The following is a 22,197-nucleotide window of genomic DNA, read 5'->3' on the forward strand; positions in this document are numbered from 1 at the left end:
ACTTAAATCCAAATCCCGCTGATTGGCTCGGATCACCAAGCCCTTAATGCCGGGCGGGGCGTCCCTCCTCTTGGCGTCACGCGGGAAAGGGTTCCGCATGTGGGGACGCTTCCATCTCGACCAGCCGCACTTTGCAGGAAGCGACATCCTCTTTTCAAGAAAAGCCTGCGAACAATATCAATAAAGAGAGCGATATAAATTAAAAGTTGAGACAATTTCAGGGGTTAAATCGTAATTTAAACATCGATAAATAAAATAAATATTCGTCTCGGATCAAAAGGTGCCGCACTGGATCGGCACGGCACCCTTTTTATTCGGATTATTCGATTTCGATATAAGTCGATCCTTTGGCCTTGCACACCGGACACTGATCCGGGGCATCGCCGATCACCGTATGTCCGCAGATGGGACAGACGCGGACCTTGCCCTCGGGCAGATCCTTCCCGCCTTCCACCGCCGCCAGAGCGTCGGTGAACAGGCCGTGATGCACCACCTCGACGTCCATGGCGCGCTTCATGGAGATTTCGGCGACCCGCGCCCCTTCCGCCTGGGCGGTGGCGACGAAGCCCGGATACATTTCCTCGAACTCGTGCTTTTCGCCAGCGATGGCTTCGGCCAGATTGACGGCGGTCGTCTTGACCCCGCCCATGGCCCGCAGATGGGCATGCGCGTGAATGGTTTCGGCAGCGGCCACCGCGCGGAACAATTTGGCGACCTGAGCCAGTCCCTCCTTGGCGGCGGCTTCGCCGAAGGCGAGATATTTCCGGTTGGCCTGGCTCTCGCCGGCAAAAGCTTCGGCCAGATTCTTCTCAGTCTTCATTCTAAAGTTCCTCAAAACCCGTTGTTCCCACAAAAAATGTGAGGACATCGTAGAGCAAAAGATGCGCGACGAGAACAGGAACCGACAGGCCGAGACGAGAACAGCCGTCAGGCGGACCGGACCCCGGCCAGGAAACGCGTCACCTCGACCCGCAGTTTCTCGGAATGAACGGCCAGATCGCCCGACGAGCCCAGCACTTGTTCCGCCGCGCTCCCCGTCGCCTCGGCGCTCCGGTTGATGCCGCCGATATTGCGCGAGACCTCCTGCGTTCCCAGGGCCGCCTGCTCGACGTTGCGGGCGATCTCCTTGGTGGCGGCGCCCTGCTCTTCGATGGCCGCGGCGGTTCCCGCCGAAATCTCACGGATCCGATCGACGACCGCGGCGATTTCCCTGATGGCATCGACCGTACGGCGGGTTTCGTCCTGGACGGAGGAGATCTGCTGGCCGATTTCCTCGGTGGCCCTGGCCGTTTGATTGGCCAGGCTTTTAACCTCGCCGGCGACCACGGCGAATCCCTTGCCGGCATCGCCGGCCCGCGCCGCCTCGATGGTGGCGTTCAGCGCCAGCAGATTGGTCTGGGCGGCGATGTCGTTGATCAATTTGACCACTTCGCCAATGCGGTCCGCCGCCGCGGCCAACCCTTGAACCATGCTATTGGTGCGGGCGGCATGCTCGGATGCCTCGGTGGAAATTTTGGCGGAATCGACGACTTGGCGTGAGATTTCGGAAATCGAAGCGGTCAATTCCTCGGCGGCGGACGCCACCGTCTGCACATTCGCCGTCGCCTGTTCGGCGGAAACGGCCACGGCCGTCGCCTGGGACACCACCTGCGACGCGCCGCCGGACATACTCTGTGCCGTTGTCTGCAACGCCGATGAGGAAGCGGCGACCACCCTGACCACATCCATCACGCTGGTCTCGAAATCGCCGGCCAGTCTCGCCAGCGCTTGCTTCCGCTCGGCTGCGGCGGCGACCTTCATCTCCTCCTGCTGGTCCTGCAGGCGGCGATTTTCGAGGGCATTGGCCCGGAAGACCTCCATGGCCCGGGCCAATTCTCCGATTTCATCGCTTCGGGCAATCCCGTCTACCGCGGCGGCGGTCTCTCCCGCCGCCAAAGACCGCATCCGCACCACCACGCGACCGAGCGGGCCGGTGACCGAACGGGCCATCGTCGCGCCGAGCCCCACCCCCAACAGCAAGATGATCAGCCCCGTCACGCCGATATCGATGGCCTTGGCATGGAAAGCCGCATCGAGATCATCGACGTAGACGCCGGTGCAGATCACCCAATTCCACGGCTTGAAATCAAGAACGGCCGCCATCTTGGGGACCGCCGGCTCATCCTTGGCCCGTGCCCAGTGATAGCTGACATAGCCGACACCGGCCCTGCGCGCCGTATCGACGATCTCACGGGCAAAATAGACTCCCATGGGATCCTTCGCCTGCGACTGGTCCCGGCCCTCGAGATCCAGCCTGGGCGGCAGCAGAACGTTCCGATATTGATGATCGACAATGAAGACATAATCGCCTTCGCCGTAGCGAACGACGCGTAGCGCCTCCTTCGCGGCGACCTTGGCCTCGTCCAGGCCCATCTCGCCCTTTTCGACCCGGGCCTGATAGCTGGCGACGATACTGCCGGCGGATTCGACGATTTGCCGCAGGGCTTGTCGCCGATCTTCCACCATGCTGTCCCGCATGGCGGACAGCCCTTCATATGCCATGATCGCAAGCCCCGCCACCAACAAGATGACAAGGGACCAGATCCGTCCACCGATACCCAGCTTGAGCCTCGTCACGACGCCCCCCTTTTTTCGTCGGCATCGGCACCACAACCGCTGCGCCAATAACCGTTTAGTTACTTTAGCGCACGGGGAACGCGAATCGTCAAGTCTTTTCAGCAACTGAAAAATACCGGGAAACACACAGTTGGTCAGCCGGTTTTCGCGTCACCACCATGAGGCGATGAAAGCCGCGCGGACGCGAAGGAACCATCTGGTTCGGCGGGCCCGAAGACGGTGCGTCCGCCATACTCCGGGGACCGTCGGCGCTCCTCGGCGATGAAATCGGGCAGCGCCGGGCCGGTGGCCACGCGCTCCAACCGCCGCGCCTGATCATCCAGGCGGCGGATGGCGTCCAGCCGTTCGTCATTGCCGAGCCTGGCCCCCTCCACGGCGGACTTCAGGACGGCGATGGTTTGATCGTAGACGGTGAGCGGCACCGGATAGGGATGACCATCCTTGCCGCCATGCGCCAGGGAAAAGCGCGCCGGATCGGCAAAACGGCAGGGCGCGCCATGCACCACCTCGGCCACCATGGCCAGGGCGCGGACGGTGCGGGCCCCGACGCCGGGGGTGAGCAGCAACCCGGAAAAGTCGACGGGACCGCGTTCGGCGGCGGCGGCCAGCGCGCCATGCAGACGCCGGATCATCACGTCGCCGGGCCGCACATCGTGGTGCGCCGGCATGACGAGATGCGGCAGAAAGGGTTGGTCGGAAACCGCCGCCGGTACCGGTGCCGGTGCCGGCGCCTCTTCCAGCGCCACGGCCTCGCGCGCCAGCCGGTCCGGCCCGAAGTCGCGCAGCAGATCGACCTGGGCCTGCCGGGAGACGGCGGCACGATGATCGGTCAGATTGATGATCCGCCCCCGTCCATGGCCCTCGATCGCCGCATGCGGTTCCTCGACGAAGTTGGTCAATCCCTCGGACAGCCAATGATAGCGCCGCGCCTGGCGGCGATCGCCGTTCATGCCCTGCTGCACCACCGTCCACCGGCCGTCGTCGGCCACGATGAAGCCATGCAGGTAAAGATCGAAACCGTCCTGAACCGCCGCGCTGTCCACTTTGGCGACAAGGCGGCTCGCCGTCGCCAACCGGTTGCCATCGAAGCCGACCCTGTCACCGATGGCGACCAGCTCCTGCGGCGTTTTCCGGGAATGCCGTCCCCGCCCGCCACAGACATGGATGCCCAATTCGCCGGCCAGGGGATCCAATCCGCGCTTCAATGCCCCGATGACGCTGGTGGTGATGCCCGAGGAATGCCAGTCCATTCCCATCACCGCCCCGAAGGACTGAAACCAGAAAGGATGGGCCAGACGGCGCAACAGTTCGTCCCGACCATAGGCATGCACGATCGCCTGGGCGATCACCGCGCCCAGGCGCGCCATGCGTCCGGCCAACCACGCCGGCACCCGACCGTTATGAAGCGGCAGATCCGCGCTGCCGGCCCGTTGCGCCACGACTCAACCCTCAGAACAAAGAATGAACATGAGGTCTAGCACGAAACCCGCAGTCATGCCAGCCGGTAGCGAACCCGAGAATGATGGAAGGTCTTGAACCGCCTTGCGGGTCCGGCCCCTGAACGGCCGTTACGGTTTCTGCCGATATTTAGATGCGTCGCGGCCCCCACCGATCGACGGGACGAGGACGGCGCCGCCCCTTGTCAATTGACGATATTCAGAAGCTTGGATTGGTCCTGACTGGCGATTAAGTAATCGGCGTCCTGCCGACTGTACGACAGCAGCAATTGTAGAGACTGACCGGATGAACCTTGGAGACCGATCAGCGTAAAAGTGACATCAGACCCCTGACCAGGATAGTGAAAATCTCCTCCACCAAAATAATGATCGGTATTAAGATTGATCTGCCAATTTGTACCATTGACGGTAATCTGGAGGTCGAGGTCAGAATATTCCTTCCATGGCTGTTCGTTGTAGGTTCCAAAAGATGTATCGCCTGAGGAAATTACTGTTCCACTCGACTGAATCGGCGAATTGTTGACGGTAAAATTCGTGATCGTCACACTCGATCCGGTCGTATTCGTTAAATTAACTTGCCCCATTTTCTTTCTCCATCGTGAGAGCCAATGACAACATACGACAATTAAAATCATTATAGCAACAATATAAAATATTATAATGTACATATACTTTAATTCATATACTATATGATTTAAAGTATATGACTCATAAATAATACATTTTTAATAAGTAATTGAATATGCAAAATATAACGTATCGTTTATGTTATGTATCGAGATTACAAACAAATAGTTTTAATAAAATAAAATTATACGTCCACAAGATTTCATAAATCTGTGAAATCGATCTAATGAAACAAACCACCCCGATAACAATCGAGAAGTTTGCCAAATTAACTAAGAAATTCTATTCCGTTCGCACCGATATCGGCTGTACGTCAGCTTCGAAATCCGAATGCCCATCGTATTTTGCCGCCGGGCGGCGCATAAATGACGATGCGGCCGGACGTCTGGACGCCCGCCAACTTTCAAGGAGACTATGATGGTTCTGCTCGAATTTTCGATGTGGCCGTTAGGGGAAGGCGAAAGTGTCAGCGCTTACGTCGCCCGGACGCTGGATGTCATCGACAAGAGCGGCCTGCCCTATCAATTGACCCCCATGGGAACGATCCTCGAAGGCGAATGGCCCGAGGTGATGGCCGTGGTGACCCGCTGTTTCGAGACGATGCAACAAGATTGCGGACGGATCGAGACGAGCATCAAGATCGATTACCGCGCCGGGAAGGAAAGCCGGCTGCGATCGAAGATCGATTCCGTCCAGACCAAACTGGGCCGTAAACTTTCCACCTGATTTCAACCATCCTCATGCAAAGGAACAGGAAATGAGCAGCAAAGTTACTCTTGGCGGCAATCCCATCGACGTCGCCGGCGATTTCCCCAAGAAAGGACAGTCCGCCCCCAAATTCTCGCTGGTCGGCAAGGATCTGGCGGACGCGACCCTGGCGACCTTCGCCGGCAAGCGGAAGATCCTGAACATCTTCCCCAGCATCGACACGCCGACCTGCGCCACCTCGGTGCGCCAGTTCAACCAGAAGGCCAATGACCGGCCGAACACCGTTATCCTGTGTATCTCGGCCGACCTTCCCTTCGCGCAAAGCCGTTTCTGCGGGGCCGAAGGGTTGAGCAATGTGGTCACGCTTTCGACCATGCGCGGACGCGAGTTCCTCGAAGCCTATGGCGTGGCCATCAAGAGCGGCCCGTTGGCCGGTCTCGCCGCCCGCGCCGTCGTCGTCCTCGACGCCGACGACAAGGTGATTCACAGCCAGCTGGTCTCGGAAATCAAAGAGGAACCCGACTACGCGGCGGCGCTCGCCTCGTTGGCTTGACAGTCTTATGTGAGTGGCACCGGCGTCCCTGCCCATAGGCGCTAACTTAAGGCCTCTCTCCCGCGGACAAGCGGGAGAGAGGGGGTGGCCGCATCCAGCATCTTGCCGGATCCGTGGCGCCATTATCAGAAACACAGATGAACGGGATGAACACAGATAAGCACAGATGAGCTTTTTCTTTATCTGTGCCCATCCGTGTTCATCTTGTTCATCTGTGTTTCTCTGGAAAGGAGTTGGGAGACAGTGTTCTCCCTCTGGTTTTCGCTTCGGATCTTGCCCGCTTTTCCCCACCCTCCCGCTGACGCGGGAGAGGGCTTATTTGGGGCTTAAGCTAGTGCATATGGGCAGGAACGCCGATGCCACTCACAATAAGACATTTGCTCATTGGCCGGCGTCGTAGGGAGCCGGAGCCCAGCCGTAGCCCCCGGCGTCCCGCCGGACATGCCCCAGACCGGGGAAGGAGATATGCGCGGCGCCCACCAGATATCCCTGATCGGCGGCCTCGGCCAGCAAGGCCCGCCGCGACGCGACCGCTTCCTCACGGTTCACGTCATATTCGATGCTGATCGAGGGATCGTCGAACTGGGCCTCGGCCAGATGGATGGTATCGCCCCACAGCAGAAGCTTCCGCCCTTCGCTTTCAATCAGATAGGCCGTATGGCCTGGAGTATGGCCATGGGCGGGAATGGCCCGGATGCCGGGAAGCGGTTCGCCGGCGCCGTCGAAGGGATGCAGCCTCCCCGCCGCCACATAGGGGTCGAGCGTGGCATGCGACTGCCGGATCGTCCTGACAAGAGACGGATGGGCCTTTTCGGCATCGGCGCCCAGCCAGAAATCGACATCGCGCCGGTCCACATAGACCGTGGCGTTGGGAAACAGCCGCTTGCCGCCGATGCTCAAGCCCCCCGAGTGATCGCCATGGATGTGGGTCAAAAGGACGGCGTCGATCCGCTCAGCCCCATATCCCGCCGCCCGGAGATTGGCGAGAAGAAGACCACCGGAATGGGCACCGAACAATTCGCCAGCCCCCGTATCGACCAGTATCAGCCGCCCGGCCTTGTTGATCAGGAAGCTGTTGATCGAAAGTTGCAGCGGCAGGTCCTCGTGCGCCGCCGCCAAGGCCCGGCGCACGACCTCCGGCTTGCTCATGATCTCGTCGACGGAACGGGGCGCCGTGCCATCCGAAAGCACGGTGATCTCGTCCTTGCCCAGCATCATCCGATAAAATCCCGGAGCCTGGAAATGGGTCTGCGGCGTTTCGGCGCGCGTGGCGGAAGACATCGCTAGCATGCCCAGCAGGGCCATCGGCAGAATCGTCAGGGAAACGTTTCGGAACATCGGAAATCTCCGTTGGCCACGGCGAAGTGGCTCTCATGATTAAATATATTTCCGCAACACCGGCAGACTAGTCTCCTGAAGAAATCTTGATTATCCGGCATTTTCGGGAATTACTGTTCCATATACGGGATAATATGAAACTCCGGAGATGACGATGACCGTCGATCCCAATGGCGCGCTCGCCTTCGTCAAGGTGGTCCAGGAAGGCTCCTTCACCGCCGCCGCGCGGGCCCTGGGGCTTCCCAAAGCCACCCTGAGCCGGCGGATCGGCGAGCTGGAAACCAGCCTTGGCATCCGGCTGCTCAACCGCACCACGCGGCGCCTCGGCCTGACCGAGGCGGGGACCGTTTATTATCGGCATTGCCAAGGAATCGCCCTGGCATTGACCGAGGCGCAAGCGGCGGTCGACCAATTGCGCAGCCGGCCCCAGGGCTGGCTGCGCATCACCACGTCCTTCTCGCTGGTGAACAATCTTCTGACGCCGCTTCTCGGCGAATTCCGCGACCTCTACCCCGAGGTGAGAATCGATCTGGCGCTTGGCCACGAACCGCTCGACCTTATCGCCCAAGGCATCGACCTGGCCCTCAGGATGGGTCCCCTGCCCGACAGTTCCCTGACGGCCCGACGCCTGGCCGTTTTCCCCAATCGCATTTACGCCGCCCCGACCTACCTCGCCCGCCATGGCGAACCGAGGCATCCGGACGAGCTTGCCGGCCACCCCGCCCTGGCCACACGAATCGCCCGGCGTGGCGAGGGCTACGCCTGGCCGATGAGCGACGGCGGCGAACTGCGCGATTATCCGATCGACCCGGTGGTGGTGGCGGACGATCCGGAAGCGCTGAAAGGCCCACTGCTGGGCGGATGCGGACTGATGATGGCAACCGACATGATCATGCGCCGGCTCATCGAGGACGGACGGGTTCAGCCGCTGCTGCCCGGCTGGACGGGCCGGCGGCCGGAACTGCACGCGATCTTTCCGCAAGGCCCCGTCCAACCGCCGAAGCTGCGGGTCTTCGTCGACTTCCTGGCCGACAGGCTGACGGCGTTCAGATAACGACGGTCAGGCGGTGAAGAGCCCCAGCCGGGTCGAGGGCACCCAACCCGGCAGGACCGCCGCCATCTGCCGGTCGGAAAGGCCCATGTGCCGTTCGAGGACCATCCCGATGACGCTGCGGAAGTCGGTGGTCACCGCCAGATCGCGTCCCTGGTAGAGATCGGCCGGCCCAAGACCGGGCCAGTCTCCTTGGATCCGTCCGCCGGCCACCCTCCCGCCCAGGACCCACATGACGTTGCCGTGGCCGTGGTCGGTGCCCTTGTCGCCATTTTCGTGAACGGTCCGTCCGAACTCGGACATCACCAGCACGACGGTGTCGTCCAGCGCCGCCCCCAATCCCCGCGCCAGCGCCGCCAGCCCCTCGCCCAACGGCGCCAGGCGCGAAGCGAGCTGACCGGTGGCGCCGCCCTGATTGACATGGGTATCCCATCCCCCGAGATCGGCGAAAGCCAGGCTGATCCGCTCATCGCGCGCCAGCAGGCGGGCCAGGCGGGTCGCCGTGCCGGGAAAGCCCCCGGGGGCGGGCGCTCCCTTGTCGGCCTCGGCCTGTTCGGCGGCCAAATCGGCCATGAGCTGCCGGCGCGCCTGCCGGCCATCGCGGTAGGCGGCGGAAAGCGGGTCGTTGCCGGAATAGAGCCCGTCGAACGCCTCGGCCATGGCCGGACGGTCCAGCGGCTGCGGCCGTCCGGCATCGGGCCCCAGGGCGAAGTTCGCGTTGGGCGCCGCTCCGGCCAGGATGCGGGGGCGAACCGCCCCCAGGCTAAGGGCCTGGATCGCCTCATGTGGCTCCGGCATGGCGGCGGCCAGCCGGTTCATCCAGCCGTCCGGCGTCCCCCGCACTCCCGGTGTCCCGCTTTCCATGAAATCCTGGGCCTCGAAATGCGAGCGGGACGGATCGATCGAGCCGCAGGCATGCACGAAGGCGAGACGCCGCTCCCGCCACAGCGGCAGAAGCGGCGCCAAGGCGGGATGCAGACCGAAGCGGCCGTCGAGATCGAGGGCGCCGCCATCGGCGCCCGGCGAGGCGAGCCCGATGGTCGGCCGCATTTCCCGGTAGCGGGGATCGGTATAAGGGACGACCAGATTGAGACCGTCGACGGCGCCGCGCAGCATCACGACGACCAGACGGCGCTTGCCCGGGGGAGCGGCGGCCAATGCCGGACGGCATCCGGCGAAACCGGTCGCCGCCAGTCCGGCGGCCGTGGCGGCGAAGCGAAGAAAGCGACGGCGATGCATGCTCATCATACCTTATCCCTCCCATGGCGGATCACCGGGTCATGAAGTCGGGTCCGCCCAGGATCATGGCGGATTTGAGCGCAACCGGCGCGGCGGCCGCGGCACTTGCGGTTTTGGCCGACAAGGCCGGCCCGAGCACCGCCGCCAGCCGCCCTCCATCAACGGGTTTCGGCTTGGGCGCGGGCGGCTCGCCCTCCACGGGCAGGCGGCCGGCGCCGAGAGCGTCGGCGAAACCGATCCGCAGAGCCAGGGCGTCGGGATTGAGCCAGGCATCCCGGGTATTCTTGTAGCCATCCGGCGTCAGACAGCCATACAGCGGCTGCCCCTGGCGCGACATCGCCTCGACCAGCGGCCGGACGTTTGTCACGTCGGTCCCGGCGGCGCGCAGGGCCGAAATCACATATTGGAACGGCGTCTTGAATTTGGCGCCGAAATTGGCGGGAGAGCGGAACTCCGGACTGGCGAACAGATCGCGCAAAACGGCGCGGATATCGCCGTCGCTCCTCAGCCACACCCGCGTCAGGCGCGAGACGAGAGCCGGCGGCGGCTTGTCGGCGACGAAATACTGCGCCAATTCGAAGCTGAGGTGGCGCGCCGTCGCCGGGCTCCTGGCGAGGAGGTCGAGGGCATGCTCGACTTCAACCGCCCCCTCGCCGCGAATGGCATGGCCGAGAAAGATCTTGTCGCCAAAATCGTGACGTTTGGCGTCGAAGACGAAACCGTGCTCGGATGGAGGATTGCCGGGCGGACGCGCGATGCCCCAGCCGGTCAGGATGCGGGCGAGCGCCACGACGTCGTCCTGGGTATAGCCGCCATCGACGCCCAGGGTATGGAGTTCCATCAGTTCCCTGGCGTAGTTTTCGTTGAGCCCCGATTGCCGGCCCTTCGGCGCGGAAGGACCGCCCCCGGCGTTCTGCCAGTTGTCGAGATAGACCAGCATGGCCGGATGCCGGGCGGTCGCTTCCAGCAGGTCGCGGAAACGGCCCAGGGCAAAGGGACGGATCGCCCGATCCTCATAGTCGCCGACCCACAGATAATCGAAGTCCTTCTCGGCGAAGACGTTGAAATGGTTGAACCAGAAATCGACCATCACCTCCTGGAGTTGCCGAGGGCTTTCGATCGCCCGCATCAGCCGCGCGGCTTGCGCCTCCTGCATGATGATCCTCGCCCGCTCGCGCGCCATCCTGGCCTCCTCCGGAGCGGCTCCGGCCGGCGGCGGGCCGTAAGCCTTGAACAGCGCGACGGCATCGAGCCTTTGCGTCTGTAAGCCGGTCAGCCGGCCGGCGAGCACCGGCGGTTCCGGAATGTCGTCCGGGTGAAGCTGTTCCTCGATCCAATCATCGACGCCACGGTCTTGAACGGAGGCAAGGCTTTCGGCGTTCGGACCGAAGGCCAGCCGGTTCAGGACATGCATCTCCAGACGCCGATCCAAGGCAGTGGGCGCGGCGCAGGCCCCCACCGCCAGCAAAACCGCCAGAAACAATCCCTTTCGACCCATCGACGCGATCTTTCCATGCACTGGTCGGGCGCGCCCCAGGTGACGGCTCGGCCAAGAACCCGGGAATTTTTCAGGAACATTCTGGCAATTGAAAGGCGTTGCCGCCGACCGCCAGCTTGACGCCGCGCTCGTCCATCTCCATGTTGCAGGTCCAGCGGCGAACCATTCCGGCTCGCGCGGCGAGGCCGGGAGCGTTCAGCGTGACGGCGTCATCGCCGATATCACCACGATGTCACCACATTCAAGTCCGATGACGGTCGATAAAGACACCGGCCGCCCCCGTCGGCATCGACGACGCGGCACGGACGGACGCCCCATCTCAAGCGCCCCCCGACGCTGAAACAAAGGAATTCCTGCATGGACAAACGAGTGGAATCGGACATTCAAACCGGGGACCATTTCATGAAGGTCAGCGAGGCCTATGGAAAGATCTGGACGGTGGTCGAGCTCAGGGTCGCCAGCGACAGCATCCTTCATGCCCGGCTGAAAGCCAGCGGAGCGCAGAACGGCAGCGCCACCATCGCCGCCAATGTGCTGGTGGACCGGCACTTCTGGACGCCGGTGGATGTCGAATAGGACGATCAGCTGCCGCCGAACCAGTTGTATCCCTGGTCCTCCCAATAGCCGCCGGGATTGCTGTTGGTGACGAAGAGCGCCCGGATATGCTTTGGATTTTTATAGCCCAGCTTGGTGGGCATGCGCAGCTTCATGGGAAAGCCGTATTCGCGCGGCAGTACCCGGCCGTCATAGGTCAAGGCCAGCAGAGTCTGCGGATGCAGGGCGGTCGCCATGTCGATGCTGGTGTAATAGTCGTCGGCGCATTTGAAACCGATGTATCCGGCGCCCGTATCGGCGCCCACGCGTTTCAGGAAGTCGGAAAACCGCACGCCGCCCCAGCGGCCGATCGCGCTCCATCCCTCCACGCAGATATGGCGGGTGATCTGCTCGACCTGGGGCAAGGCGCGCAATTCTCCCAGCCGCCAGCCTCGCTTGTCGGCGACCAGGCCGGATACTTCCAGCGCATAGCCGGCCTCGTCGACGGCAGGGGCCTCGTCGATGCCGTAGAAGGCGTTGAATGGGAACGGCCGCGTGATCATCGCGGCGGGATAGGTCGGGGCCAGGGCGTCCGGATCGAAGATCCAGCCCTGTACGCGGTCGTTGAAGCGCGAGATCGCGGCCAGGGCCCGTTCCACCTGATCGCCGTCGTTCAGGGAACATCCCGAAAGCATCGCCACCCCGCCCAGGGTCAGGCTGCCGAGGAAGGTCCGGCGGGACGGTTCCGCGAGACGCGGCGCCAACAGCTTGCGGGCCTCCTTCAGGATCGATCCGGCATCCGGGCGGGCGGCATCGGTTTTCGGGCGAGGCATGGCGATCTCCTTTCAGCGTCCACGAATCATGCGCGGCAGGGTGCGCGGCACCAGGGCCACCATGACCAGATGCAGGGCGACGAACCCGGCCAGCAGGACCATGGCGACGAAATGGACAAGGCGCGCCGCCTCGTAGCCGCCCAGCAGATCGCGCAAGACGGCGAACTGCACCGACTTCCAGAGCACCAGGCCGGACATCGCCAGCACGACGAGATCGAGCGTCGCGAACAGATAGGCGGCCCGCTGCACCTGGTTGTAGCGCCCCGGATCGTCATGCCTCAGACGCCCGCGCAGCGCCAGGACGGCGTCGGCCAGCACCCCGCGCGGAGAAACGGGGAAGAAGCGGCGGAACAATCGGCCGCCGACCAGATTGACCGTCAGATAGAACAGGCCGTTGCCCGCCAGCAGCCACATGGCGGCGAAATGCCATTGCAGCGCGCCGCCCAGCCAGCCCCCGAGCGTCACCTCGCGGGGAATGGAGACGGCGAAGAGAGGCGCGGCGTCGTAGATGCGCCAGCCGCTGCCCATCATCAGCGGCACCGCCAGGGCGTTCAGCCAGTGGCTGATCCGCAGCCAGCGGGGATAAACGACAGCGGAGGAAGGAGACGTGGGGGGATCGGCGGACATCTTTCGGACCTCGCGGGTGGGGAGCCAGGCGTTCTCGTCGATCGCATTGTCCGGCCCCCCATATCTCCAAGTCCTCACGCAGAGTTAAATTAAACGTGACGAATGCGGATCCGGGGCGGCCACAGAAAAGCCATTTCCCTTCCCTATTCAAAACTCCCCTGCCTTATCATCCGAAGATTGCGAATGTTCGGACAATTCGGACGACGAAAGGAATGGATGCACCGGCGCAGCAAAGCATTGGTTTTCCTCGCCGCGGGCCTTCTGGCGCTGGCGGGGCCGGCCGGCCGGCCGCGAGCGGCCGATCCGCAGCCCTATGAGCTGTCCATCCGGCCGACGGGCGACGACGGACTGGATGCCGCCCTGGCCGCCGGATCCCAATTGCAAAGCCTTCAGTCGAAGAATTCGGCGGGACCGTTCGCGCTGATCGCCCGCGCCCGCGCCGACGTTCCCCGCCTGGAAACGGTTCTGCGCAGCCTGGGATATTACGACGGCCGGGTCAGCATCCGGATCGACGGCCGCGCCCTGGATGATGGGGATCTGCTCGACGTCCTCGACGCCCTGCCCGCCGACCGGACGGCCGGGATCGAGATCGGCGTGCGGCAAGGAGAGCGATATCGCCTGGGCCGGGTGGCGATCGAAGGCCCGGTTCCCCCCGACATTCCGGCGAAGCTCGATCTCGCCCCGGCCCGCCCGGCCATCGCCGCCGACGTTCTCGCCGCGCGGCAGACACTGCTCTCGGCCTTACGGGAGGACGGCTACGCCCTGGCCAGGATCGCCCCCCCGGCGGCGGTCCAGAACACCGCCGAAAAGACCATCGACGTCACTTTCAAGATCGAACCCGGCGAGCGGCTGTCCATCGGCGGAATCGCCATCGAGGGAACGCGGGACGTCAACCCGGATTTCGTGCGCCGCCGCCTCTCCCTGCAGACGGGCGATCTCTATCAGCCCAGCCGCATCGAGGCGGCACGCACGGATCTGGCCTCCCTCGGCGTCTTTTCCGGCGTCGCCGCCCGGACCGGCGACGAGCCCGATGCCGAAGGCGCCCTGCCGCTGGCCTTCGACGTTCAGGAACGCCCGAAACACGCCGTCGACCTCACCGCCGCCTATTCCACCGACCTGGGCGGCATTCCGAAAGTGAGCTGGACCGACCGCAATCTGTTCGGCAACGCCGAGCAGCTCAATCTCTCGGCGGCGGCCACCGGCCTGGGCGGCAGCGCCAGCGACGGCCTGGGCTACAATCTCGCGAGCCAGTTGATCAAGCCGGACTTCATGCGGCGCGACCAGTCCCTGCAATTCGACCTGGGCGCGGTGAAACAGAATCTCGACGCCTACGACCAGGACGCGGTTTCGGCGGGTACCTCGCTGCGTCGAAAACTGACGGCGCAATGGAACGTCAATTTCGGCCTTTCCACCGAAATCGAACAGATCCTGCAACAGGACGTCAGGCGGCGATACAAATTGATCGACCTGCCCCTGGGCCTCGCCTACGACGACACCGGAGCGACCAATCCGCTGATGGATCCGACGCATGGCGGCCGCGCCGCCCTCAGCGTGACGCCGACCGAATCCTTCGGGCGCGACAACGCCACCTTCCTGACCCTGCAGGCCTCGGGATCGCTTTATATCGATCTGGCCGATGCCGGCCTCGCCCCGAAAGGCAGAAGCGTCATCGCCTTCCGGGGGTTGCTGGGCAGCGTGCAGGGCGCCACCCGGTTCCAGCTGCCGCCCGACCGCCGTTTCTACGGCGGCGGCAGCGGAACCGTCCGCGGCTTCAAATATCAGTCCGTCGGACCGCTTTTCGCCGACGGCAGTCCGCAGGGCGGCACGGCGATCGATTCCGCTTCCGTGGAATTCCGCCAGCGTCTGTTCGAGGACTTCGGTGCCGCCGCCTTCGTCGACGCGGGCCAGGTCAGCGCCGAAAGCCTTCCCTTCCACGGCGTCATGCGCACCGGCGTCGGCGGGGGCGTGCGATACTATACCGGGATCGGCACCCTTCGCCTCGACGTGGCGGTCCCCTTGAATCGGCCGCCGGCGGGCGATGGCTTCGAACTCTATATCGGCTTGGGACAGGCCTTCTGATGAGACGCCCCTTCAAAGCGCTGGCCTGGACGGCGGCCGCCCTGATCGCGGCGCCCCCGCTGTTGGCGGCGGGCCTGTCCGTCACGGCCAACATCGCGGCCGGACGCCATGCCATTGAACGGCTGACGCCCCGGCTGACCGGCGGCGCCGTGACGCTGAGCGGGCTCGGCGGCCGTTTTCCCGACGCGATCCGCTTGGCCCGCCTGGAGTTGCGGGACGGCGACGGGCCTTGGCTCGCCATCGACGGCCTCGTCCTCGACTGGTCGCCGTTGCGCCTGCTGGCGGGCCATCTGGCCATCGAGCGGCTGGCTGCCGAGCGGATCGGGATAGACCGGCTCCCCGCCGCCGCGGACGGATCCTCCTCCGGCGGGATGCCCGGCTTCGCCCCGCCGCTGCGTCTCGACCTGGATGACCTGCGCGCCGACCGCATCGCCCTCTCCCCCCCGCTCGCCGGCCGCGACAGGGCGTTCTCGCTGCACGGAAACCTTCATATCGATCCGATGGGCCGGGGCCGCGCCGAACTGAGCGGCGCCGGCCTGGAGGGTCCGGGAAGCTTTGCCCTGGAGGCCGGGCTGGATGGCGACGACCTGAAAGGCCGGCTCGACGTCGAGGAACCGGCCGACGGACTGATCGCCGGAATCGCCGGCCTGCCCGGCCTCGGCCCGCTTTCGCTGCGCGCCACCCTCGACGGACCGCTTTCGGCGGCCCGGCTCGCCCTGGCGGCGGAGGCCGGCCCCTTGACGGCGCGGGCCGGCGGGACGCTCGACCTGGTGAAACGCGTGGGCGGGCTCGAGATCGCGGCGGACGCGCCGGCGATGACGCCGGCCGACGGCCTGTCCTGGCGGTCGCTTCACCTGGATGCCCGGATCGACGGCGCCCTCGCCCGGCCGGACGCCAGCGGCCGGCTGACCGTCGAAACCCTGGCGGCGGCGGGATTCGGGGTGAAAAACCTGACGGTGGAGATAACCGGCGACGCCGGCACGCTCCATCTGGCCGCGCGGACCGCCGGCCTGACGCTTCCCGGACCGCGCCCTGACCTCCTCGGACAGACGCCCCTGACCGGACAGGCGGCCATCGACCTGGACGCCCCGCGAACGCCGGTCACCTTCACCCTCAGCCATCCCCTGCTGGAGCTCAGCGGCAAGGCGGATTTCGGCGTCTCGCCCAGCGGCGCCGCCACCGTCGTCCTGCCGGTCCTGGCGCCGTTCGCCGACGCCGCCGGCCTCGATTTCAAGGGTCACGCCCGGCTGGAGGCCGGATTTTCCACGCCCAACGGCAAGACGGCCCTGACGCTTGCCGGAACGCTGGGCGCCGACGGCGCCGTCCGGCGTCCGGCCGAGGCCCTGATCGGCGAGGAAACCCGGATCGACGCGGCCGTCACCCTGGAGGGAGCGGGCGTCACGGTGGATCACGCCGAGATCGCCGGCCGGACACTGCGGCTTTCCCTGGCCGGTTCGGCGAAGGACCAGGGGCTCGATCTCGCCTGGAAAGCGGCGCTCTCCGATCTGTCCCTCCTCTCTGGCGATATTGCCGGCACGCTTTCGGCCGAGGGCCGCGTCCGGGGCAGCCAACGCGAACCGCTGATCGATGCCGAGGCGAAAGGCGATCTGGCGCCCGGCGGACTGCCGAAAAAACCGTTCTCGCTTTCCCTTCACGGCGAGGGATCGACGATCTCGCAGAACGGCAGGATAAGCCTGACCGGCGTCCTCGGCGGCGAGAAAATCGAGATGGCCGCGAACGCCAGACCCGGCCGGAACGACGCCATGGAACTGGCCATCGAGCATGCGCGCTGGAGCGGCGCGGAGATGCGGGGCACCCTGCTGTTGCCGCCGGACGGACGCGGCGCGACGGGAAAGCTCGACCTGCGCCTGCCCCGCCTCGCCGATTTGCGGCGGTTGACCGGACAGGATCTGGCCGGTTCCCTTTCGGGAACGCTGAGCCTGGCGGACCGGGGCGGACGCGGCGAGCTTCGCCTGACCGCCACCGCGTCGGACCTCGCCCTCGCCGACGACAAGGTCGGGCACGCGACGTTGGAGGGCACCCTGGCCGATCCGCAGGGCCATCCGAACCTCGCCTTGCGGCTGGCCGCCGACGATATCGCGGCCGGCGGCATGACCGGTTCGGCCAGCCTCGATGCCGGCGGCCCGCCCGAAAAGCTGGCGCTGCGCCTGCAAGGCGCGTTGGAGATCGCCGGCTCTCCGGCCGTCGTCAGCGCCGAGGCTTTGCTGGACACCGCCCACAGCCGCCTCGGCGTGAGCGCGATGCAGGCGCGATATTGCGGTGGGACGGCCCGGCTGCTGGAGCCGGCCTCCGTCGACTTCGCCAAGGGGGTGAGCCTCGGCGGTGTCAGGATCGGTCTCGGCCGGACGACGATGGATCTGGCCGGCCGCCTGTCGCCGAAGTTCGATCTGACGGCCTCGCTGAGCGGAACCGTGGCGGACCTGCCGGCCGGCTGTCTGCCCCTCCCCCTTTCGCAAGGCGGCGTGACCGTCCAGGCAAAAATCACCGGCACCCCGGATGCGCCCGAGGGAAGCTTTCAGATCAGCGGACGGGACCTGCGCATGCGCGGAGCCCCCACCGTCGCCCCCGCCTTCCTCCAAGCGTCGGGCGAGATCCATGGACGCATCCTCCGCCTCATGGCGGAATTGAAGGCCGGAAAGGCGGTGGATTTTCACCTGTCCGGCGCCGTCCCGCTGGATCCCGGCGGCAGCCTGGAGATGAAGGCCACGGGCGCGCTCGATCTGGCCATGCTCACCCCCATCCTGGTGGCCGACGACCGCAGCGTTCAGGGGCGGTTGACCCTCGATGCCGTCGTCGGGGGGAGCATGGCCTCGCCCTGCGTCAGCGGAACGGCGGATTTGACCGGGGGCGCGATCCACGATTTCTCGCAAGGCTTCGCCTTGCAGGCCGTCAACGCCAAAATCGACGCAGACTGCGCACAGCTCCGGCTTTCCTCCTTCACCGCCAAGGCCGGTCCGGGAACCGTCTCCGCCACCGGCCGGCTGGACCTGGGGGCCGAGGGCATGCCCGTCGACCTGACCATTTCGGCCAGCAACGCCCGTCCGCTGGCCAGCGATCTGCTGACCGCCGACCTCGACGCCGAGATGACCCTCCGGGGGCCGGCGGCCGGGCCGCTTCTGCTGGCCGGAAACATCCTGGTGCGCCGGGCCGACATCAACATTCCCGACAGCTTCGCCAGCAGCGTCGCCGTCCTCGACGTCCATCGGCCGGGCGAGATCCCGCCGCCGCCGCCGCCCGAGACACCCCTGGGCCTCGACCTGACGCTCCGCGCCCCGGACCGCATTTTCGTGCGCGGGCGCGGCGTCGACGCGGAACTGTCCGGCCAGATCCGCATCGAGGGAACCTCGCTGGACCCGAAGGTGTCGGACGGCTTCAACCTGCGGCGCGGCAGCTATTCCCTGGCCAGCAAGACCCTGGATTTCCAAAGCGGCCGCGTCGCCTTCGACGGCATGGGGGTGGAACGCAGAATAGACCCCACGCTGCATTTCGTCGCCCAGACATCCTCCGGCACGGTCACCGCCACCCTGACCATCAGCGGCTATGCCGACGCCCCCAAGATCGAGCTGTCGAGCACGCCGTCGCTGCCGCAGGACGAAATCCTGGCGCAGCTGCTTTTCGGACAAAGCGTCAAGCAGCTGAGCCCGTTGCAGATCGCCCAGATCGCCCAATCGGTGGCGGCGCTGACCAACCTTGGCGGCGGCCTCGATCCCTTGTCGGCGATTCGCCGGGGCCTCGGGCTGGACCGCCTGTCCACCGGCGGCGAAAGCGGCGGCTCGGGGGCCAGCCTGCAGGCGGGAAAGTACGTCGCCGAGGGGGTTTATGTCGGCGCCCAGCAGGGCATTTCGGACGGCACCCGGGCCCAAGTGCAGATCGACCTGACCGAGCATCTCAAGCTGGAAACGACCATCGGCACCGGCGGATCGGCCCGCACCAGCGAGACGACGACGCAGAACGATCCTGGCAGCAGCGTCGGCCTGACCTACCGGTTCGAATATTGACCGTCCGCGCCTGCCGGAATGAGACGATGGTCCTTGCCTGCCTCCTCCCCCCTGGGGAAAATGCAGGGCACCGAACCGCCCGCAACACCGAGCCCCGGGAGATTTGTCCGATGATCGAACGCTTGCTGGAACGCTTCCTGTTCGGCAGCCGCTGGATTCAGGCCCCGCTGTATGTCGGGCTGACCCTTCTGCTCGTCGCCTTCGTCATCAAATTCTTCCAGGAGATCCTGCATTCCGGCGGGCATATCCTGGAGATGCGCGAGCAGGATCTGGTGCTGATGGCCCTGTCGCTGATCGATCTCGTCCTGGTGGCCAATCTGCTGGTGATGGTGATCATCTCGGGCTATGAGAATTTCGTGTCCCGCATCGAGACCGACGACGACACCGAGACCCTGGCCTGGGTGGGCAAGCTGGATTCGGGAACGCTGAAGCTGAAGGTGGCGGCCTCCATCGTGGCGATTTCCTCGATCAACCTCTTGAAGGCCTTCATGAACGCCGAGGACACGCCCAACGACAAATTGCTGTGGCTGGTGGTGATGCATCTCACCTTCGTGGTTTCAGCCCTGCTGATGGGCCTCCTCGACAAACTGGCCTTCGCCGGGCATCGCGATCACTGATCCCCCCCCCGCCCGGCGGGCCTACCGGGCGGCTCCTTAGAAGCTGCGGACGTTCACTATCTCCTCTCCCGCCCTTGGCGGGAGAGGTTCGGGTGAACGTCCCAGGCCCTTATTTTTTCATGGCATCGGCGCCCATGGCGTCCTTGCTCATCCCGTCCTTTTTCATGGTGTCGCCGCTCATGGCGTCTTTCGACATCGAATCCTTCTTCATGCCGTCCTTGGTCATGGCATCCTTCTTCATGCCGTCCTTGGCCATACCGTCTTTGGTCATGGCATCCTTGGCCATCCCGTCCGGGGCCATGCCGTCCGCCGCCCGGGCGGCACCGGCGATACCAAGGGTCAGACACAGGGAAAGGGCGGCCGCGGTCAAAATCTTCATGGGTGTTCTCCTGACAATGGGAAAATGGAGGAATGGAACGAGACGATTGTCGGTGGCCGGCGGTCCCCAAGTCCTCACGCAAAGTTAAATAAAACGTGATACCCGCCGCCGGCCGAAATGAGGGAGACTTGGCGCCGTCTCAATCCTGGGCGCGGGAGCATCGATGGAACGACAGAAGCGGATCCTGATCGTCGAGGACGACAAGCACATCGCCGATTTGCTTCGGCTGCATCTGCAAGACGAATCCTATGCCGTCGAACATGCGGCCGACGGCCATGCCGGCATGGGGCTGCTGGGCGACGGATCCTGGGACCTGCTGATCCTCGATCTGATGCTGCCCGGCGTCGACGGCCTGGAGATCTGCAAGCGGGCCCGCACCATGACGCGCTATATCCCCATCATCATCATCAGCGCGCGGGGGGCCGAGGTGCATCGCATCCTGGGGCTCGAACTGGGCGCCGACGACTATCTGACCAAGCCGTTCTCGGTGCTGGAACTGGTGGCGCGGGTCAAGGCGCTGCTGCGCCGCGCCGACGCCCTGGCCCGCAATGCGCGGCTGGACTCGGGGCTGCTGGAATGCCACGGCCTGACCCTGGATCCGCTGGCGCGCTCGGCCGCGCTGGCGGGCATGCCGCTCGACCTCACCCCACGGGAATTCGACCTGCTCTATTTCTTCGCCCGCCATCCCGACCGGGTGTTTTCCCGCCTGCAATTGCTGAACGAGGTCTGGGGGTACAGCCACGACGGCTATGAGCACACGGTGAACACCCACATCAACCGCCTGCGCATCAAGATCGAGACGAATCCGGCCGATCCGCGACGCATCCTGACCGTCTGGGGACGCGGCTACAAATTCGCGGCCCTGCCGGCGCCCGCGCCCGAAGGGAAAAAATAATGGGCGGCGCGAGCCTCGCCCGGCGCCTGTCCCTGGTCTTCGCCGTGCTGCTGCTGGCCTGCAGCGGCCTCTCGGTCTGGCTGCAGATCCAGACCGGCGCCCGCCACGAGCAGGCCGTGGTCCAGCAACTGTCCGGCGGACTGGCCGGCCATATCGCCGGCACCGCTCAGCTGATGGACGCCTCCGGCTGGCGGCCCGACGCGGTGCGCGACCTGTTCGACAAGCTGATGGCGGTCAATCCCTCGGTCGAGGTCTATCTGCTGGACAACGAGGGGCGCATCGTCGGCAATGCGGCGCCGCCCGGCCATCTGAAGCGCCAACGGGTGGACCTGGCGCCCGTCCGCCGCCTGCTGGCCGGCGCCGCCCTGCCGGTGCTGGGCGACGATCCGCGCAACCCCGGCGCCGTCAAGGTATTCAGCGCCGCGCCGGTGCTGGTCGACGGCCGGCAGGCCGGCTATGTCTATGTCATCCTGCTGGGAGAGGACCGCGACGCCCTGGCCGCCCGCCTGACCGGCGACGCCGTGCTGCGCACCACCGTCTGGATCACCGTGCTGATCGCCCTGCTGGGCCTGGGCATGGGTCTTCTGGCCTTCCGCCTGATCACCCGTCCGTTGCGCGCCCTGATCGAGGCCGTGCGCGGCTTCGACGCCAATGGCGAGCAGGCCGCCGCCCTGCCCTCCGATAGTCCGGAAGGCGGCGGCGACGAGATCGCCGTGCTGCGCGCCGCCTTTGGCCAGATGGGACGGCGCATCGCCGAGCAATGGCGCGAACTGACCCGCCAGGACCAGCAGCGGCGCGACATGATCGCCACCATTTCCCACGACCTGCGCACGCCGCTGACCTCGCTGCACGGCTATCTGGAGACGCTGCGCCTGAAGGACGATACCTTGACCCCGGCGGACCGGCGGCGCTATCTGGACATCGCCCTCGGCCAAAGCGGCAAGGTGGGCCGGCTGGCCCAGGAATTGTTCGAACTGGCCCGGCTGGAATCCGGTCTGGTGCGGCCCGAACCGGAAAGTTTCTCGCTGCCCGACCTGCTGCAGGACGTGATGCAGAAATTCGAATTGGCCGCCGAGGCGCGCGGCCAGACCCTGACGGTCGACATCCCCCCCGCCCCGCCCCCCGTC

19 protein-coding genes are annotated in these 22,197 nt (G+C 65.1%); 9 read left to right on the top strand and 10 right to left on the bottom strand.

Annotated features, from left to right (window positions below):
* Window positions 1–319: 319 nt before the first annotated feature.
* The 4 genes from CWS72_RS23205 to CWS72_RS27530 form a co-directional block, all read right to left on the bottom strand.
* A complete protein-coding gene (locus CWS72_RS23205; RefSeq protein ID WP_101253031.1) occupies window positions 320–820 on the bottom strand; it encodes a rubrerythrin family protein in 501 nt (166 codons plus the stop codon).
* Between the two features lie 107 nt (window positions 821–927).
* Window positions 928–2,616 carry a methyl-accepting chemotaxis protein gene (locus tag CWS72_RS23210; RefSeq protein ID WP_146002843.1) on the bottom strand — a complete coding sequence of 563 codons (1,689 nt, stop codon included), beginning with the start codon at window positions 2,614–2,616 and terminating at the stop codon, window positions 928–930.
* 134 nt (window positions 2,617–2,750) lie between these two features.
* The gene (locus tag CWS72_RS23215; protein WP_101253033.1) at window positions 2,751–4,055 is read right to left on the bottom strand and encodes a DUF763 domain-containing protein; all 1,305 of its coding nucleotides are present in this window, start codon (window positions 4,053–4,055) and stop codon (window positions 2,751–2,753) included.
* A 203-nt stretch (window positions 4,056–4,258) separates the two neighbouring features.
* Window positions 4,259–4,657: a hypothetical protein gene (locus CWS72_RS27530; RefSeq protein WP_146002844.1), complete on the bottom strand. Its 399-nt coding sequence runs from the start codon at window positions 4,655–4,657 to the stop codon at window positions 4,259–4,261.
* Window positions 4,658–5,114: 457 nt separating this feature from the next.
* Here CWS72_RS27530 and CWS72_RS23220 point away from each other — a divergent pair, with 457 nt between their 5' ends.
* Window positions 5,115–5,426 carry an MTH1187 family thiamine-binding protein gene (locus CWS72_RS23220; protein WP_199175917.1) on the top strand — a complete coding sequence of 104 codons (312 nt, stop codon included), beginning with the start codon at window positions 5,115–5,117 and terminating at the stop codon, window positions 5,424–5,426.
* Between the two features lie 31 nt (window positions 5,427–5,457).
* Complete coding sequence (tpx, locus tag CWS72_RS23225) at window positions 5,458–5,961, top strand: thiol peroxidase (RefSeq protein WP_101253034.1); 504 nt, start codon at window positions 5,458–5,460, stop codon at window positions 5,959–5,961.
* A 381-nt stretch (window positions 5,962–6,342) separates the two neighbouring features.
* Here tpx and CWS72_RS23230 read toward each other — a convergent pair whose 3' ends face one another.
* Window positions 6,343–7,299: an MBL fold metallo-hydrolase gene (locus tag CWS72_RS23230; RefSeq protein WP_199175919.1), complete on the bottom strand. Its 957-nt coding sequence runs from the start codon at window positions 7,297–7,299 to the stop codon at window positions 6,343–6,345.
* Window positions 7,300–7,453: 154 nt separating this feature from the next.
* Between CWS72_RS23230 and CWS72_RS23235 the strand changes: the two genes are divergently transcribed.
* Complete coding sequence (locus tag CWS72_RS23235; RefSeq protein ID WP_101253055.1) at window positions 7,454–8,353, top strand: LysR family transcriptional regulator; 900 nt, start codon at window positions 7,454–7,456, stop codon at window positions 8,351–8,353.
* A 6-nt stretch (window positions 8,354–8,359) separates the two neighbouring features.
* Here CWS72_RS23235 and CWS72_RS23240 read toward each other — a convergent pair whose 3' ends face one another.
* Together CWS72_RS23240 and CWS72_RS23245 are read right to left on the bottom strand one after the other, a co-directional pair.
* The gene (locus CWS72_RS23240) at window positions 8,360–9,598 is read right to left on the bottom strand and encodes a DUF1501 domain-containing protein (protein ID WP_199175921.1); all 1,239 of its coding nucleotides are present in this window, start codon (window positions 9,596–9,598) and stop codon (window positions 8,360–8,362) included.
* Window positions 9,599–9,620: 22 nt separating this feature from the next.
* A complete protein-coding gene (locus tag CWS72_RS23245) occupies window positions 9,621–11,087 on the bottom strand; it encodes a DUF1800 domain-containing protein (RefSeq protein WP_101253057.1) in 1,467 nt (488 codons plus the stop codon).
* Between the two features lie 357 nt (window positions 11,088–11,444).
* Between CWS72_RS23245 and CWS72_RS23250 the strand changes: the two genes are divergently transcribed.
* Window positions 11,445–11,663 (top strand): hypothetical protein, encoded by a 219-nt coding sequence (locus CWS72_RS23250; RefSeq protein ID WP_101253035.1) that lies wholly within the window; start codon window positions 11,445–11,447, stop codon window positions 11,661–11,663.
* A gap of 5 nt (window positions 11,664–11,668) precedes the next feature.
* Here the strand turns inward: CWS72_RS23250 and CWS72_RS23255 are convergent, their stop codons facing one another.
* Both CWS72_RS23255 and CWS72_RS23260 read right to left on the bottom strand, forming a co-directional pair.
* On the bottom strand, window positions 11,669–12,454 hold the full coding sequence (locus CWS72_RS23255) for a molybdopterin-dependent oxidoreductase (RefSeq protein ID WP_101253036.1): 786 nt from the start codon (window positions 12,452–12,454) through the stop codon (window positions 11,669–11,671).
* Window positions 12,455–12,466: 12 nt separating this feature from the next.
* Window positions 12,467–13,081, bottom strand: coding sequence for a cytochrome b/b6 domain-containing protein (locus tag CWS72_RS23260; RefSeq protein ID WP_101253058.1), 615 nt, complete (start codon window positions 13,079–13,081; stop codon window positions 12,467–12,469).
* A 183-nt stretch (window positions 13,082–13,264) separates the two neighbouring features.
* Between CWS72_RS23260 and CWS72_RS23265 the strand changes: the two genes are divergently transcribed.
* The 3 genes from CWS72_RS23265 (at window position 13,265) to CWS72_RS23275 (ending at window position 19,796) form a co-directional block, all read left to right on the top strand.
* Window positions 13,265–15,160 carry an autotransporter assembly complex protein TamA gene (locus CWS72_RS23265; RefSeq protein WP_158240795.1) on the top strand — a complete coding sequence of 632 codons (1,896 nt, stop codon included), beginning with the start codon at window positions 13,265–13,267 and terminating at the stop codon, window positions 15,158–15,160.
* Window positions 15,160–19,179 (top strand): translocation/assembly module TamB domain-containing protein, encoded by a 4,020-nt coding sequence (locus tag CWS72_RS23270; protein ID WP_101253038.1) that lies wholly within the window; start codon window positions 15,160–15,162, stop codon window positions 19,177–19,179. Before CWS72_RS23265 ends, CWS72_RS23270 begins: the two co-directional genes overlap by 1 nt.
* Before the next feature lie 110 nt (window positions 19,180–19,289).
* Window positions 19,290–19,796 (top strand): TIGR00645 family protein, encoded by a 507-nt coding sequence (locus tag CWS72_RS23275; RefSeq protein ID WP_101253039.1) that lies wholly within the window; start codon window positions 19,290–19,292, stop codon window positions 19,794–19,796.
* Window positions 19,797–19,905: 109 nt separating this feature from the next.
* Here the strand turns inward: CWS72_RS23275 and CWS72_RS23280 are convergent, their stop codons facing one another.
* On the bottom strand, window positions 19,906–20,175 hold the full coding sequence (locus CWS72_RS23280; protein ID WP_101253040.1) for a pentapeptide MXKDX repeat protein: 270 nt from the start codon (window positions 20,173–20,175) through the stop codon (window positions 19,906–19,908).
* A 163-nt stretch (window positions 20,176–20,338) separates the two neighbouring features.
* On the opposite strand from CWS72_RS23280, the gene CWS72_RS23285 reads away from it, so the two are divergent.
* Window positions 20,339–21,070, top strand: a complete 732-nt coding sequence (locus tag CWS72_RS23285; protein ID WP_101253041.1) for a response regulator transcription factor — start codon at window positions 20,339–20,341, stop codon at window positions 21,068–21,070.
* The coding region (locus tag CWS72_RS23290) for an ATP-binding protein (RefSeq protein ID WP_101253042.1) at window positions 21,070–22,197 on the top strand (1,128 nt) is incomplete at its 3' end. The genes CWS72_RS23285 and CWS72_RS23290, both read left to right, overlap by 1 nt.

It is taken from the genome of Telmatospirillum siberiense (assembly GCF_002845745.1).
GTDB classification, from domain to species: domain Bacteria; phylum Pseudomonadota; class Alphaproteobacteria; order Rhodospirillales; family Magnetospirillaceae; genus Telmatospirillum; species Telmatospirillum siberiense.

Bases quoted from the DNA above. Each gene is read 5' to 3' on its own strand.
- CWS72_RS23205 (WP_101253031.1), bottom strand. From the start codon at position 820: ATGAAGACTGAGAAGAATCTGGCCGAAGCTTTTGCCGGCGAGAGCCAG.
- CWS72_RS27530 (WP_146002844.1), bottom strand. From the start codon at position 4,657: ATGGGGCAAGTTAATTTAACGAATACGACCGGATCGAGTGTGACGATC.
- CWS72_RS23220 (WP_199175917.1), top strand. From the start codon at position 5,115: ATGATGGTTCTGCTCGAATTTTCGATGTGGCCGTTAGGGGAAGGCGAA.
- tpx (WP_101253034.1), top strand. From the start codon at position 5,458: ATGAGCAGCAAAGTTACTCTTGGCGGCAATCCCATCGACGTCGCCGGC.
- CWS72_RS23230 (WP_199175919.1), bottom strand. From the start codon at position 7,299: ATGTTCCGAAACGTTTCCCTGACGATTCTGCCGATGGCCCTGCTGGGC.
- CWS72_RS23235 (WP_101253055.1), top strand. From the start codon at position 7,454: ATGACCGTCGATCCCAATGGCGCGCTCGCCTTCGTCAAGGTGGTCCAG.
- CWS72_RS23240 (WP_199175921.1), bottom strand. From the start codon at position 9,598: ATGATGAGCATGCATCGCCGTCGCTTTCTTCGCTTCGCCGCCACGGCC.
- CWS72_RS23245 (WP_101253057.1), bottom strand. From the start codon at position 11,087: ATGGGTCGAAAGGGATTGTTTCTGGCGGTTTTGCTGGCGGTGGGGGCC.
- CWS72_RS23250 (WP_101253035.1), top strand. From the start codon at position 11,445: ATGGACAAACGAGTGGAATCGGACATTCAAACCGGGGACCATTTCATG.
- CWS72_RS23255 (WP_101253036.1), bottom strand. From the start codon at position 12,454: ATGCCTCGCCCGAAAACCGATGCCGCCCGCCCGGATGCCGGATCGATC.
- CWS72_RS23260 (WP_101253058.1), bottom strand. From the start codon at position 13,081: ATGTCCGCCGATCCCCCCACGTCTCCTTCCTCCGCTGTCGTTTATCCC.
- CWS72_RS23265 (WP_158240795.1), top strand. From the start codon at position 13,265: ATGTTCGGACAATTCGGACGACGAAAGGAATGGATGCACCGGCGCAGC.
- CWS72_RS23270 (WP_101253038.1), top strand. From the start codon at position 15,160: ATGAGACGCCCCTTCAAAGCGCTGGCCTGGACGGCGGCCGCCCTGATC.
- CWS72_RS23275 (WP_101253039.1), top strand. From the start codon at position 19,290: ATGATCGAACGCTTGCTGGAACGCTTCCTGTTCGGCAGCCGCTGGATT.
- CWS72_RS23280 (WP_101253040.1), bottom strand. From the start codon at position 20,175: ATGAAGATTTTGACCGCGGCCGCCCTTTCCCTGTGTCTGACCCTTGGT.
- CWS72_RS23285 (WP_101253041.1), top strand. From the start codon at position 20,339: ATGGAACGACAGAAGCGGATCCTGATCGTCGAGGACGACAAGCACATC.